This is a genomic window from Bilophila sp. T19-St14, from assembly GCF_059728385.1.
The window spans coordinates 1,012,331-1,026,412 of record NZ_BAAGFT010000001.1 but is presented as its reverse complement, the minus strand read 5'-3'; the positions used below and the strand labels follow the sequence as shown (position 1 = coordinate 1,026,412).

Below are 14,082 nucleotides of genomic sequence, written 5' to 3'. Positions count from 1 at the left end.
GTGATCCTCTCATTGAATGTCACCGTCAACACCGATGATTTGTCCAGAAACATAGTCGGAAAGATCCGAGGCCAGAAAAAGGCATACCCTTGCCACATCCATTGGTGTACCGATGCGGCCCAATTTCACTCTTGACAGTACCTGCTCGCGTATCTCCTGTTTCTCCGCATTAAAAAGATCTGTATCAATATAGCCGGGAGCCACGGCATTGACGCGAATACCATGTGGGGCAAGTTCGTGCGATACACTTTTGGTCAACGCACTAACAGCTCCCTTTGAAGCGGCATAGGCAGCCTGCCCTGCATTGCCCCTTTCACCAACTATACTGGACAGATTGATGATGCTGCCACTTTTCTGGTGTAGCATCAGCTTGCTTGCCATCTGCATAAGCTCAAGAGGAGCAAAGACATTGACGTCAAAGAGCTCTTGAGCACTTTTCTTGGAGGTCATGCCTAGCAGTGAACTAGACATGATTCCTGCGTTGTTGACCAGAATGTCGAGCCTTCCTGTTTCTTTTTTTATTGTCATCAGGGCTGTTCTGATGGCAGCCGTGTCACAGACATCAAAATAGAGTGGACGGAATGTCAGATGGCGCTCCCTGTATTCGTCTGAAACGGCATCCAGAGAGCCAACCGTTCTTGCATTGGCATAGACAAGAGCTCCTTCGGAAGCGAACAATATCGCAATGGCTCTACCAATGCCCCGGGAAGCTCCGGTGACCAACGCTGTTTTTCCTGTCAGCAACATGGGCAATCTCCTTTTGTACAACGTGCAGGTAGGGGCGTTAGGCTATGCGATGACGCATGGTCGTTTTTTGGAAGAAGCCTGACTGAGTCTGCCCCCTTTCTCTTCAGTGCGTTATCAATATCCTGCTGAAGATAGGTAATCATGTCCTCGCTTTTCTCAATTCGCCTGTGCACTGTGTGGGGATAAATCACATCATGATCGTCCTGTTCTGCCTTGCGCCACTCAACACTGGCTCCTGACACCAGAAAAGATGTGGGAATGCCTAGGCACCCGGAGAACTGACGGATATTGACGGCAGGGGAGATGACCAGATCAAGAGCTGCGATGGCTGCGGCAAGGCCATCAAGATCCCTGAACATGTCAAGATATTCAAACGATATTGTTTTCCCAGGAAATTCCTTTTCTAGCCATGCTGATTCGTGGGGGGTGCATCCATCATACTGCAGGATCACAAAGCGCACATCGTTTCTCTGGAGGAGAGGAGCAAATTCTTCAATGTCGCAGTAGTTTCTTGCGCGGGAATAGCGTTTGAGCGCACTCCTCCAGCAGAGGCCAACATTGAGTTTGCCGTCATCCGGCAGTTGTGCTTGATACTGGCGCACAAGATTTTCGTCGGCCTTCATGCGTGCAAGACCGGAGAAATCCTCATAACCTTTCACTACGCTACGAACCGCATCAAAATCGAGAATGACCTTGTCTGCCTTCTTGAACAGTGCGTAACCATGGTTGTCGAACATGGAGACGAAGGCAGAAGATGGTAAATCCGCATATTCCCCGGGAGAGGACGCCATGTCGTTGAGGTGACGCAGCCGGCACACCGGTTCTAGGAGAATATGGGGAAGTGAGCGGGCAAAGAAGCTGTAGAGGCGCGGATCACAAGTGAACGTGGTCTGACCGCAGCACCGTTCAGCAATACGCTGATAGAAGATAGCATTGCCAATTTCATCGCCAACGCCGGAGCAGGCTATCACGAGGAGACGTTCTCCCTCGTGGACTTCATCCAGAGAGCGCACACACTTGTCTCCAAGCAGATGCTGCATCTCCCTGTGGCTGTCCAGATCGCACAAAGCAGGGAAACTTCCCCCAATATCACGCTGATGCAGCTTCAGGCTGGCCAAGAAATAGGCCTTGTTGGCAAGGTTCATCCGTCTGCAACGATCCAGCAGCTCGCCAAGTTTGTCGTAACGTCCCGTATGCAGGCAGAAATACAGATAGTGATAGCAGGTTGATGGTGAAAGCCCAAATCTGCGCACGATCCACGCATAGGAATGTTCAGCCTCGTCGTACTCGCCAAGGAAAAACCTAATTCGCGCGTAAAGCAAAGAAAGCTGGATGCTGTCAGAAACCTCCTGGATATGGGAATCCATAAGGTGGATAGCCTCGTCAAATTCTGAGGCAAACATCCGGATCTTGACGCGCTTTTCAAGCTGTCCCGTATCCTTGGCCCATGCCTGGATGCAGGCATAAATATTGATTCCCGGAAATTGACGCACCCAGAAGGTCTGTGTCACGTCAGCAGCGCGTATAGCCTCATTCATGCTTCTGCTGCTCAGCAACGCGAGCCAGAGCAGTGCTTCCTCTCTGTTCCCCGCGCGGGCATTGCTCACTGTCAGACCGACAAGGGAACGAGATGCAAGGGCAGCAGATTTCTTCTGTACTGCCAGTGAATACAGCAGCCTGTCTAGTGCGGCAGAACTCTCAAAATCCATACATTCAGCAAGGATATCGGCAAGCTCTTCAAGTGTGGCCAGAGAGGTCCTACCTCCTGCCAAGGCAAGCAGGTACTGTTGCCGGCTCTGCTCTGCATCATGATTTTCCTTGTGGATACGGGCAAGCTGAAACGCCGTTTCAGGAGAACATACCGGCTTTTTCTCATTGGTGTTTTCTGGTATCCGGCCCTGGAGTTCATCAAGCAGCAATCGGGCTTCCTTGGAACGCCCTGCCCGGGCATATGAGCGAACCAGTCGCCAGCGGATATTAATATCCTGCTCCGTTTGTGCCAGGAGCTGTAAAAGAACTGGCAAAACGTCTGCTGGAAGCTGTGTTTCAGCCCAGTTCAGGAGCTGTGCCTGTTCATTTTTCTTTCCAAAGCTCCAGAGCAGACAGATCATCACCATATACCAGCCAGGTGTCTGGCAAAGTTTGCCAAGATCCTTAATGAGTGCTTTGAGCTGCACATCTTTGGCCGGTTTTACCTCATTTGCTTTATCAATTGTGATTCCAAAGGATTGTTCATCAAGTTTCCTGCCAAGCTGTTTAAACGATTTCTTCAGACTCGTGCTGAAAAAGCCTGTCAATGAGTTCTTTGGACTGCTGATATAACGGGGATAAAGTACAAATACGGCATAAAAGAATGCTTCACGGCTGAGCTTTCGCGGGCGCTCAATTGGCTGGCGATCATCCGTGAAGCCCCAACCCGCATAAAAAGGCTTGCCGCTTACAATCACAGGTAAATCACACCGTAACGCCTCAAGCGCATACAGTGAATCTTTGGTGTACACGCAGTCGACAAAATCCAGTGTCCGTTGCAGGGCAGTGTCTGGCAATACATGCCAGTCAGGGGGCAAGGTATGGGTGGGTGAGCCCTTGTCTTCCAGAATGATAAAGAGTTCCCCATCGGGATGTTCCTGACGGGCAAGGCTTCCTTGTGTGTGAGCATCATCAGCGGATTTTGCCAGAACAAGTATGCGCTCTCCCTGACCTGTTCTTAATGGGATGATGCCTTGAGACGGCTTGCTGTTGGCAAGCTGGTCAAGACTACGGGCAATGAGGCGATTGAGCGGAAGGAGCATTTTCATGCTGGCGATCTGCCCGGTATACTCAGCAACAGGGAATTCTCCTAAGATTTCTGTCAGCCTGTCAAAATTCTGGCCAAAGGCTTCCGGAATTTCTTGAGGAAAGGGCTCCAGCACCAAGGATTCGGGGCAACCGGTACTGGGGGCGGTGCCTGTACAATCAAGTCCTCTGGTGACAGCAACAAGCTCAATGTGTTCCTGTCTGGCCTGACGGAGGATCTCTTCAGATAGCGGCATGGTTCCGACAAAAAGTGTCCTGACTTTCATGGTGCGGCAGATACGGATGAGATCCATATCTTTCTCGCGAAGCCGGGCCACCCGGTATCCGGCAAGGGATTCAGTCAGAAGCTGGCTTGCCTGAGGGCCAACACCATACAGGAGTGCTACTGGTTTCCTGCCGTTTTCCCAGTTGGTACCGAGCAGTTTTATGCCGTTTTTTTCTTCACACAGTTTGAACAGAGTCTTCTGACAGCCATCCAAGCTGTTCTGGAGGTTCAGGATATATCGGGGATACAGAAGGTAGGCTGCGGCATAGAGCTCTGCCAGTGTCAGTGTGCGGTTGCGCTGATGGTCAGGGAAGCGATCATCTGTGAGTCCCCAGCCTGCATAAAACGGCAGACCCACGGTTGTGACGGGCAGACCGTGAAGGAGCGCTTCAAAGCCGGAAAGAGATGTAATAACATAGACACGTTCAACCAGAGCGAACAGTTCTGCCAGTGGTTCATCGCGATCAACGATCCTGCACCGGGAAGGCAGACTGCCCAAGCGAACATTGTCTGTTCTCATGCCGTGTGTCACATCCGGATGCGGCCTGTAGAGAATTTCGCAGTCCGGATTTTCCTCACAGGCGAGCTGAATCAGCCGGGTACAGGTCCAGTTCTCCCCCCGACCATAGAGGATGGACTTGTCATTCTCCACCTGTCCGATGACCAGTATGCAGCGTTTCCGGGGCACCAATTTCGTAAGGTTGCTCCCTTTCCCCGCGGGCAGGCTATACTTGCTGATGCCGAATTCCTTCTGGAAGGCGATGAGCTGTTCCGCTCGCTGCAGCAGTTCCGGAGACTGGTTGAAATCATACGCTGCAAGCAGCTTTTCGAGGTCAGACTGCTCTTCGGCGTTGAAATAGAGACTGCTTTTGTCAAGGACAAGAGAATAGGGTCTGGTATGTGCTGAACCAAGTGTGACAGACCGCAGAAAACCATCTTCCATACGATACACAGGAATGGCATGCCGGGCCGAAAAAGCCGTCACGTCATAACGCTCGTTGTAGCCCCAGATGATGATGCACAAGGGCGAGTAGGCAAGGATCTTGTCGGCATATGCTTCGATAGGTGCATTGCTTTCAGCAAACAGGGTTCTGAATTCGTGGAGATAGCTTGCGGCGTCCTTGCGTTTCCAGGGCAGGAACCCCAGCATGATTGCCACCGGGGCTGTGGTATTTTTCCAGTTGGCTCCTACCTTGATTAGGGGAAAGCCCAGCTTCATGATCCGGCGGATGGTCAGTACTAGGCGAGAGTCCTTGAAAAAGGCTTTGGGATGGCGAATCAGTTTGCGTAGCTTGCGATTCATCATAATAAGGAAGACCTCAGTCTCAATTCCGTCACAGGGCAGGCAGAACAATCCTGTGGGAACAGGGTGTCAGACGAAAAGATGCCAGGCTGTGGGAGTACCCAGCGTCACGTTTTCTTTCAGGGTTCTGCCAATAATCAGATCGTAGTCTTTTACAGGCAGCCCCAGACCCGGGCGCACCGAACGGATGTCCTCTGGTTCCACCACACTCCCGGCATGTTTCTCACGCACAAAGTACAACGAACGACGATTCTGTTTTTCTGATGCTTCCATGCCGTCTGACGGGCCGTAGAAAATTCGCCCGCGGGCAGCCCAAGCATTGTGCGTTTCATGCACTAATGTCTCCAGCTCTTCAGGTTCGAGTGAAAAAGCTGAATCTACACCACCATCGGATCGTTTAAGCGTAAAATGTTTTTCAATCAGCTCAGCGCCGAGCGCCACGCCAGCAACTGCTACGCCTACTCCCATGGTGTGATCGGAAAGGCCCACATGGACACCAAAGGTATCGCGGAGATGTGGGATAGTGCTTAGATTTGCCTGTTCTGGTCTGGCAGGATAGGAACTTGTGCATTTCAGAAGGATAATATCCTGACAGCCGTGTGTGCGTGCTGTGCGCACAGCTTCAGCAATTTCCTCCAAACTGGCCATACCTGTAGACATGAGCATGGGCTTTCCCTGTTCGGCCACCTTCCTGATCAGGTTGAGATCGGTCATTTCAAAAGAGGCGATCTTGTAGCAGGGGACGTTCAGCGTCTCAAGAAAGTCCACGGATGTGGCATCAAAGGGTGTTGAAAAGGCGATCAGACCGCGCTCTGCAGCCCGCTCAAACAACGGCTTATGCCATTCCCAAGGCAGGGCTGCATCCTCATACAGCTCATAGAGCGAACGCCCGTACCACAGACTTTTTTCGTTGGAGATGACGAATTCGTTTCTGTGAACATTGAGCGTAATGGTATCTGGCGTGAAGGTTTGCAGTTTAATGGCTTGCGCACCGGCGTCTGCGGCTTTGTCGACCATTGTCAGCGCCCGTTCGAGAGAATGATTGTGGTTTCCTGATAATTCTGCCACGATTATTGGTGGTTGTCTGATACCAACAGTAAGATGGCCGAGAAGAAACTTATGCATCTTTGTCTCCTGAGTATGCTTCATGGTGCTGAAAAAGTGTTGGAGGCTGTCACAGCCGTACCATCAGACAATATCGGAAAGCGAAAAACGCTCTCCCCGTACCTTGGCACAAACCGTTCTTTGACCGATCAACAAAGTGTCAAGGCTTGGAGGTAAGCCATCTCCAGGCCGTGCGTAATCCAGATGTTCCTGTGTCAAGATGGTCCCTTCTGGAATATCCATACGCGCTATGAGGGAACGGCGCCCCACTGGGAATGCCTTGCGCTCTTCAGGCGTCTTGAGGCGGCGCGGGTTGCCAAGCGCTGTCTCTACATCACGTATCGTCTGGATAAAGGTACAAATTTCCTGAGGTTCCAAAGACATGATGTGTTCTGGGCTGCGGATAGTACGATCAAGTGTAATCGTTTTTTCAAGCATGTTACACCCTAGAGCTACAGCAACGATGTCCATAGTGCTACCCGGGTTATGGTCTGAGAAGGCAATGGGATAGGGGAACAGCGTTCTGAGCGATGTGATTACCCGCAGATGGATCGAGTTCAGATTGGCAGGATAGCCACTGGGGCAGTGATTGATGATGATTTTACTCGTGCCCGCCTGTTCGAGAACTTCAACAGCCTCAGCCACTTCTCCAATAGTTGAACTGCCTGTATCGATCTGCACGACCCAGGGATACTTTGCTGCTTCGCGCAAGATATGATGATAGGTGATATCCCCAGAGCATATCTTGACACAGTCTACTCCAATATCGTGAAACAGTTCAAAATCTTCCACATTAAAGGCTGTAGCAAAGAAGGTGATCCCTCTTTTTTTACACTGTGCTGCTACTGTACGCCACTCATCCGTTGACAGCTGGCGGCGCAGCAGGATCTTTTGGAGTGATTCCGTACAGACTGCGGTTTCGCCGGTAGCTTTGTTCACAAGATAGGTATAAGTGAACATGACGTTAGGATCGGGAATAAGGCGTTTTGCATCACCAATCTGAAATTTGATGGCATCGGCGCCAGATTCAGCAGCAGCGTCAACTAGAGCCAGGGCCGATTCAAGACCGTAATGGGTAGGGCCTGCCTCAAGAACAATGCAGCAAGGATGCTTATCACCAATAACACGTGTTCCAAATTGCATCTCACGCATGAGAATTCTCCTTTAAAATCGATGCAAAGGCTGTGAGCATGTCAAAATCTTCCTGCGTATCAATATCAGCCGAGCGCAGTCTGTCCATCTGATACCCTCTAAGGCGGGGACCATAAAATGTTCTGGCGCTTTTCAATGCAGCTGTCTTTGCAAGGTAGGTGCTGCCATTACCCCGAAAGGGTTGGGGAAGTTCCTGACTTTTTTTTTGCACGAGCAACGGCCAGACTGGCGCAAGATAGCCGTTGCTGTTCTGGTACAGCACTTGATAAGGATTCCCTTCAAAACTCGTCACAGCGTGTACAAAATCAGTGTCTTCTCGTTGGACAAGCCGTACCATGCTGCGGATATCATCAGCATTTCGGAGCGGGGCTGTAGGATAGAGCAACGCAATGATGTCATAGATTTCACCTTGTTGTTCAAGGCGTTCAAGTAGCTCAAGGCAAATATCCGTTGTACCAGCCTTGTCTGTGGCAAGCTCTACCGGGCGATTATCCACAGCAAAACCGTGTGCGCGGGCAAGTGCTGCAATTTTTGCGTCTTCAGTAGATACTAGAATTCGCTCAAAACATCCGCTCTGACGTGCAGCCTCGCAGGACCACACAAACAGAGGTTTCCCTAGGAATGGAAGACAATTTTTGCGCGGCAGGCGTTTGGAGCCCCCCCGTGCGGGAATGACGGCAAGACAGTGCATGAATGCCTCGATACGCTTAGCTGTACTCTGCACTTGTACCTACGCAAGAGTGCAGAGAGTGGGCTTTCCAAAAGACTACAGGTAGATCGGGTACATTCCGGCATGGGTGCTTTTGCAAAAACACCTCGCGCCGTAGGATGTAGGGCAGGAGCCGCCGTGGTGGATTCCCGTCCACAAGGATGGAAGGGCGTTCACTGTCAGGTTCATAGCCCGAATATTTATGGATTCTTAAAACACTGTTGCCCTCAAGGATGCTACCTAGAATCGCCTTCAGCGCAAAGTGCTTGAACAAGGCCGCATAGCACGCATGTAAGATGCCTACAGTCATTGCGGTATACCGCTCTTCTCCAATATAAAATCCCATCTCAGTGGTAGCTTGTATTGGATCAAATTTCTCAATCTTGGCATAGGCAGCGTCAGTTCCTTTGATTTGGACAATCCAGTGATACGTGTCGTCAGAAGTCCGCGTCCTTTCAATCCACGCCTGTTGTTTGGGCAGGTCATTGTCTACCTGTGTAAGCATCCATTCGGCCACACGCGGTTGCAGGCGCCACATAAGCAGCTTCTGAGCATCTTCCTTCAGAATTTCCCTGAATAAAATCACACGCGTTGCTCCTGGTTTTGGGGTAGCAAAAGTTTTTGCATAGCAGAAAGAATACGGTCTACACCCAGCCCATCCACCGTAGTTATGCAGCGTCTCGAAATGGCTTCGCGTTGTTCGTCGTCTTTCAGAAAGGCCAGGAGTGCGTCCTCCAGGGGGGTGTCCTTCTCATGCGCACACAAGAGTCCTTGGGCCTTGCAGTCTTCAAGCATCTGTTCCTGATTATAAGCGACCGAGAGTACGAACGCTGGCAAACCCATGCAAAAGCGTTCCAGATTGGTAGACCCCGCTGCTCCAATGGCCGCATCGGCTAACAACATGTGTTCGGCCATATCGGGCGTATCGGTGATAAGATCCCAGCCCAGACGGTTACACTGCGCGCGTAGGCTTTCAAGGTGCGCATTAGTGCGGCTCACAATGACCTCAACGTGTTCAGGATGCACGCTTCGCAGATGGGCAAGTGCATTCAGCACCTTCTGCGTATAGTTACCTGAATCGCTACTACCCATGAAAATCAGTAACCTTCTGACCGGCCCCTTTCGTAGGATCATGCGTTTCCGTGCCGTGCGGAACTGTTCACGCAGGATGGCGTATTGTGAGCCAAGTAGGCATAGACAAGAGGCTGGAACAGAGCTTTCATAGCGGTGCTCAGCATTACGATAACAGTTTTGATCAACCAGCAGATCACAGGCATGTGCTCGATCTGCCAGATCATCTATGACCATTAAACGACGCCGTAATGACGCTGTAGCCTTTTCCCATATGATGTCCAAGGAGTAGTGATCGACAATCAGCCAGTCAAAAGGTTGTCTGTCAGAACAGGCCATTCGGCAGGCTTCAGCATCTTCAAGACTTGAGACACCAAGCCAGGAAGCGTGTCGGGGAAGATGATAGTCTTTGGGCAGCGGCGCTGACGGCAGGAATGGGGTTGACAGAGAGAACGACTCGAACCCCTCCCTACGCAATTCTTCTTGGCAGAATTCAGGTAGGTACCGGAACATGAAGGTAACTTGGCAGCCCCGCTTCTGAAGCGCTTTTGCCAGCGTCCTGCAGCGCATGTAGTGTCCCGAACCTATTTGAGGTGAATAATCTGTCCTGATGGCTACGGTGGCTTCCATGGTTACTCCGCAAATATGTCTTGAAGGACAGAGCAGACGGTATCCTGTTGTTCAAAGGTCAGGGCTGCATACATGGGCAAGGATAGGCAACCGGCATAATAGCGTTCGGCATAGGGAAAATCGCCTGCCTTGAAACCAAATCTGTCCATATAGTACGGCTGGGTGTGTATTGGAATGTAATGTACATTCACTCTGATACCGGCAGACTGCATGGCCTCATAGACCTCCCTGCGTGTCCGTTTTGTCCGAGAATTATCAATAATTACAGGGTATAAATGGATAGCAGAAATGGTGTAGGGAGCTATGTGTGGTAAGTGCAGGGGCAGAGCGGCAAGCGAGGCCGTGTAACGTGTAAAGAGTTGCTGACGTTTCTCTACATAGGCATCAAGGCGCTTCATCTGACTGAGGCCCAGCGCTGCCTGAATATCGGTGATTCTGTAATTATAACCTAAGCCTACCTGTTCGTAATACCAGCCGCCATCGTCCCGTCGCATTAGTTTGGGATCACGTGTCACGCCATGACTCCGAAGCAAATGGAGCTTTGCTGCAATGTCCGGATCATTAGTCAAAGCCATACCACCTTCACCTGTGGTAATGATTTTAACGGGATGGAAACTGAAGACCGTAACATCACTATAGGTGCATGAGCCTATGATTGAATTTTTGTAGCGACCTCCGATGGCATGAGATGCATCTTCAATAATCTTGAATCCGTACTGATTCGATAGGTTGTTGATAGCTTCCATATCACAGCTCTGTCCTGTAAAGTGAACAGCAACAACAATATCAGGAAGCCGTCCTTCATGTGCTGCACGTTCAAGTTTATGGGCAAGAGCAGACGTATCCATGTTCCAAGTGATTGGATCAATATCGACAAAATCCACATCTGCACCACAGTACAATCCACAGTTTGCCGATGCCACAAAAGTAATGGGGGTCGTCCAGAGCAGCCCGCCCTGTTTCAACCCCAGCGCTTTACAGGCAATATGTAGGGCAGCTGTCGCACTGGTGACAGCCACGGCATACTTGGCTCCACAATAGGTTTTTACGGCATTTTCAAACGCGGGGATAACCGGTCCTTGGGTCAAAAATTCTGCGTTCAGTACCTTGGTTACGGCATCAATATCCTCAGGTAGCACTTCTTGTCGCGCGTAAGGAATCATAATAGCCTCTTGCTAGACTAGGATGTTGTTCTTGATATCGGCGAGCCAGGCACGCAGTGTTTCGATACTCATCCATTCAGTGTTGGTATTACTTGCGTAGCAGAAGTCAGGTGGAACTTGGATTCCATCTTTGATACGCTTCTGTTTGCGCTCTGCGTTTAGAATAGGGGGAATAATTTTGTAATATTCATCATACTCATAGGTATGCATGGCATCTTCTGCAGTAATCATCTGCTCATGCAGTTTTTCACCGGGGCGGATACCGATGAATTCAAAGCGAGCCTTTTCGTTGATACAGTGTGCAATATCGACGACACGCATGGACGGAATCTTGCGTACATATAATTCTCCTCCCTCCATATCTGCAAAAGCCTTCCATACAAGATCAACAGCCTGATTAAGTGTGATCATGAAACGTGTCATACGTTCATCTGTGATGGGCAGTGTTTCGGATCCATTTTCCGTCAGATTTTTAAAGAATGGAATAACAGAACCACGTGAACCCATTACATTTCCATAACGAACTACAGCAAAGCGAGTTTCATTTTCTCCAAAATGAATATTTGCAGCGTTAAATAATTTATCAGAAGTCAGTTTTGTAGCTCCATATAAATTGACAGGGCTACATGCTTTATCTGTAGAAAGGGCAACTACTTTTTTTACTTGAGTGCGTACACATGCCTGAATAATATTCATAGCACCTATAACATTAGTCTTTATACATTCCTGTGGGTTATATTCAGCAGTAGGAACAATTTTTGTAGCAGCAGCATGAACTACATAATCAACATTTCGCATTGCAAATTGAAGTCTATCTTCATCACGAACATCTCCAATAAAGAATCGTACACAGGGATTGTTTGCAAATTTTTTTGCCATTTCCCACTGCTTCATTTCGTCGCGTGAAAAGATGATCAGTTTTTTTGGACGATAACGCTCAAGTGTCATTTTGGTAAACATATGACCAAATGATCCAGTTCCACCTGTTACTAGTAGTACTTTATCATTAAACATATTCCCTCCCATATGGTTTTATGAAGTTACTAAACATGTCCTTACGGGTAACAAGATAGACTCTATATCCGTATTCTGTCCGTTCGCATGCGCCTCTTTTAAACTTGCTCACGCTTCTGGATGAAGTTCTCCTCCTTCCTGCCCTGCACAGGCAGCGCAGGCTTGCGCTTCTTTCCTGTGTAGATTCGACTTTCCTGTCCAGTACAGCTCCGTTTGCTTGAGAAGAAAACGTATTCTCCACTTCCTCCTACAGCCTATAGCCCCACGGCGACCTTGACGGCCACGGCCATTTGGTAGAGCACCTGGGTCACGTCCTTGACCAGCTGCAGGTTTTTGGAATCAAACTTGGGCATGACCAGGATGCGGTCGCCGGGTTCGATGGGCTGTCCCTTGGCGTGGGCGACTTCCCCGTTCAGGCCGACAATCAGGATATTGTCCGTATCCGCGCGATCGGACAGGCCGCCCGCGCCGCTGAGGTAGCCTTTCAGGGAGAGGCCCTTTTCCCAGGTCACGGCGGTGGGGATGAGCACTTCGCCGGAGACGTGGACCACGTCCGTTTTCCGGGGGATGATGATCTCGTCGCCTTCCTCCAGCAGCACGTCGGAAATCCTGCCGCCGCGGGACACGACCAGCACGCCGTCCGGCTCCAGCTTTGAGGCCCGCTGCACGAAGTTCTGGATCAGCTCGGCTTCCTTCACCCGGATGCCGGCCTCGTCCACGGAAGCGGAGGTGGCGGTCAACGCGCTCTGTTCCAGGCGGCGCAGGGCATCCGTGAGGATGACTTTCTGCTCGGCGGCCACGCTCCTGCGGCGGATGTAGATGGACTTGATGTCCGCAAGCTCCGGTTCCACCGCGATATATTCCAGCAGCGTCTTCAGCCTGGTTTGTTTGAGCACCGGGAAACGCGAAGCGCCGTGGATGGCCCCGGACGCGGCCACCATGATGGTCCTGCCCCGCGTGTCGGCCACAAACTCCACGCGGTCGCCGTCCGCAAGCTGAAGGCTGCGAAAGTCATGCAGGGTCACATAGACGTTGAACGGTTCGCCGTTGCGCATGCCGCCCACGCTGACGTGGGAAACGCCGTTCATGGGCAGGGCGTAGTTCAGCAGGTCTTTCCCGCTGGCCGCGCCTCTGAACTCATAGCGGGCGGGCTGGCGCAGCAGGCCGTAGGCGGCCACGGACATGCCGAAGGGCTCCACTAGGATGGTGTCTCCGTCTTTGAGGCGGATATGCGGCAGTTCCCCGCGCATCATGTAGTTGTAGAGATCCACCCGTCCGATGACCTGTTGGCCGCGCAGGATTTTGATGTTCCGGTAGCTGCCCTGTTCCGGGAGGATGCCCCCGGCCCGGTCAAGGTAGGACATGACGGAATCCTGCGGGCCGCCGGCATAGCGGCCCGGATTGGGCACGTTCCCGGCCACATAAACGGCCACGGGCTGGGCGCTTTGCAGGTTGACATAAATATTGACGTTTTCAGGAAAGACCGAGGCCAGCTTCGCCCGTACCGAGCCGGAAAGCGCGGACTGGGTCAGGCCTGCCACCCGCACCGGGCCGACCTCCGGCAGAAAGATGTTTCCCTGCTGGTCTACGAACAGCACGTCGTCGTAGCTTCTTGCACCCCAGACGCGCACGGTGATCCTGTCGCCCGGAAGAATCACGTAGTCGTCGTTCATGCCGTTGCCGTAGGTGGAGGCGAAGTTGCCCCGGAACAGGTTCGCCCCGAAAGGCTGCAGGCCCATCGCCATATCCGGGCGATAGGTATCCTGGGCCCATGCGGGCAGGCCCGGCATGGCCTGGCGCTGGCGTTCCTCCTGCTGATAGCCGGAGCTTTGACCGTACTGATGGGCTTCCCGCTGATAGCCGCCCGGCAGATAGGACGGGGGGCGGGTTGAAGGCGTGCCCTGAATGCCTCCGCTTCCGCCGGGGCTGGGGTTGCCGGATTTGCCCAGGCTGCCGCCGTAGGAAGAACCGTTCTGGCGCGGCTCTTCCGCAGCGTAAGCCGGAACCGACAACACGAGGGACAGAACAATAAGGAACCACGTTATCGAGGGGGTTCGGGGGGAATCATTCCCCCCGGCGGGGTACGGGGCGGAGCCCCGCTTTTCCAACAGTCTTGCGTTCATCATCT

General features: G+C 51.6%; 10 protein-coding genes. All 10 read right to left on the bottom strand.

Annotation, left to right across the window (positions count from 1 at the left end):
- Positions 1 to 9: 9 nt before the first annotated feature.
- Positions 10 to 747 carry an SDR family NAD(P)-dependent oxidoreductase gene (locus tag AC6I1V_RS04535; protein ID WP_497736900.1) on the bottom strand — a complete coding sequence of 246 codons (738 nt, stop codon included), beginning with the start codon at positions 745 to 747 and terminating at the stop codon, positions 10 to 12.
- Complete coding sequence (locus tag AC6I1V_RS04530) at positions 738 to 5,114, bottom strand: capsular polysaccharide export protein, LipB/KpsS family (protein ID WP_497736899.1); 4,377 nt, start codon at positions 5,112 to 5,114, stop codon at positions 738 to 740. The genes AC6I1V_RS04535 and AC6I1V_RS04530 overlap by 10 nt, the downstream gene beginning before the upstream one ends.
- A 66-nt stretch (positions 5,115 to 5,180) precedes the next feature.
- Positions 5,181 to 6,236 (bottom strand): pseudaminic acid synthase, encoded by a 1,056-nt coding sequence (gene pseI / locus AC6I1V_RS04525; protein WP_497736898.1) that lies wholly within the window; start codon positions 6,234 to 6,236, stop codon positions 5,181 to 5,183.
- 63 nt (positions 6,237 to 6,299) lie between these two features.
- On the bottom strand, positions 6,300 to 7,367 hold the full coding sequence (locus tag AC6I1V_RS04520) for an N-acetylneuraminate synthase family protein (RefSeq protein WP_489501856.1): 1,068 nt from the start codon (positions 7,365 to 7,367) through the stop codon (positions 6,300 to 6,302).
- Complete coding sequence (locus tag AC6I1V_RS04515) at positions 7,360 to 8,058, bottom strand: acylneuraminate cytidylyltransferase family protein (protein WP_497736897.1); 699 nt, start codon at positions 8,056 to 8,058, stop codon at positions 7,360 to 7,362. The genes AC6I1V_RS04520 and AC6I1V_RS04515 overlap by 8 nt, the downstream gene beginning before the upstream one ends.
- 16 nt (positions 8,059 to 8,074) lie before the next feature.
- Entirely contained in the window at positions 8,075 to 8,662 is a 588-nt protein-coding gene (locus AC6I1V_RS04510; protein ID WP_483972025.1) for a GNAT family N-acetyltransferase, read from the bottom strand.
- The gene (gene pseG, locus AC6I1V_RS04505; protein WP_497736896.1) at positions 8,659 to 9,777 is read right to left on the bottom strand and encodes a UDP-2,4-diacetamido-2,4,6-trideoxy-beta-L-altropyranose hydrolase; all 1,119 of its coding nucleotides are present in this window, start codon (positions 9,775 to 9,777) and stop codon (positions 8,659 to 8,661) included. The genes AC6I1V_RS04510 and pseG overlap by 4 nt, the downstream gene beginning before the upstream one ends.
- A gap of 2 nt (positions 9,778 to 9,779) precedes the next feature.
- Positions 9,780 to 10,940, bottom strand: a complete 1,161-nt coding sequence (pseC, locus tag AC6I1V_RS04500; protein ID WP_497736895.1) for a UDP-4-amino-4,6-dideoxy-N-acetyl-beta-L-altrosamine transaminase — start codon at positions 10,938 to 10,940, stop codon at positions 9,780 to 9,782.
- A gap of 12 nt (positions 10,941 to 10,952) precedes the next feature.
- Positions 10,953 to 11,954 (bottom strand): UDP-N-acetylglucosamine 4,6-dehydratase (inverting), encoded by a 1,002-nt coding sequence (pseB, locus tag AC6I1V_RS04495; protein ID WP_497736894.1) that lies wholly within the window; start codon positions 11,952 to 11,954, stop codon positions 10,953 to 10,955.
- A 254-nt stretch (positions 11,955 to 12,208) separates the two neighbouring features.
- On the bottom strand, positions 12,209 to 14,077 hold the full coding sequence (locus AC6I1V_RS04490) for a polysaccharide biosynthesis/export family protein (RefSeq protein WP_497736765.1): 1,869 nt from the start codon (positions 14,075 to 14,077) through the stop codon (positions 12,209 to 12,211).
- Positions 14,078 to 14,082 lie beyond the last annotated feature (5 nt).

Excerpts from the sequence above, each read along its gene's own strand:
- AC6I1V_RS04535 (WP_497736900.1), bottom strand. The coding sequence starts at position 747 with ATGTTGCTGACAGGAAAAACAGCGTTGGTCACCGGAGCTTCCCGGGGC.
- AC6I1V_RS04530 (WP_497736899.1), bottom strand. The coding sequence starts at position 5,114 with ATGATGAATCGCAAGCTACGCAAACTGATTCGCCATCCCAAAGCCTTT.
- pseI (WP_497736898.1), bottom strand. The coding sequence starts at position 6,236 with ATGCATAAGTTTCTTCTCGGCCATCTTACTGTTGGTATCAGACAACCA.
- AC6I1V_RS04520 (WP_489501856.1), bottom strand. The coding sequence starts at position 7,367 with ATGCGTGAGATGCAATTTGGAACACGTGTTATTGGTGATAAGCATCCT.
- AC6I1V_RS04515 (WP_497736897.1), bottom strand. The coding sequence starts at position 8,058 with ATGCACTGTCTTGCCGTCATTCCCGCACGGGGGGGCTCCAAACGCCTG.
- pseG (WP_497736896.1), bottom strand. The coding sequence starts at position 9,777 with ATGGAAGCCACCGTAGCCATCAGGACAGATTATTCACCTCAAATAGGT.
- pseC (WP_497736895.1), bottom strand. The coding sequence starts at position 10,940 with ATGATTCCTTACGCGCGACAAGAAGTGCTACCTGAGGATATTGATGCC.
- pseB (WP_497736894.1), bottom strand. The coding sequence starts at position 11,954 with ATGTTTAATGATAAAGTACTACTAGTAACAGGTGGAACTGGATCATTT.
- AC6I1V_RS04490 (WP_497736765.1), bottom strand. The coding sequence starts at position 14,077 with ATGAACGCAAGACTGTTGGAAAAGCGGGGCTCCGCCCCGTACCCCGCC.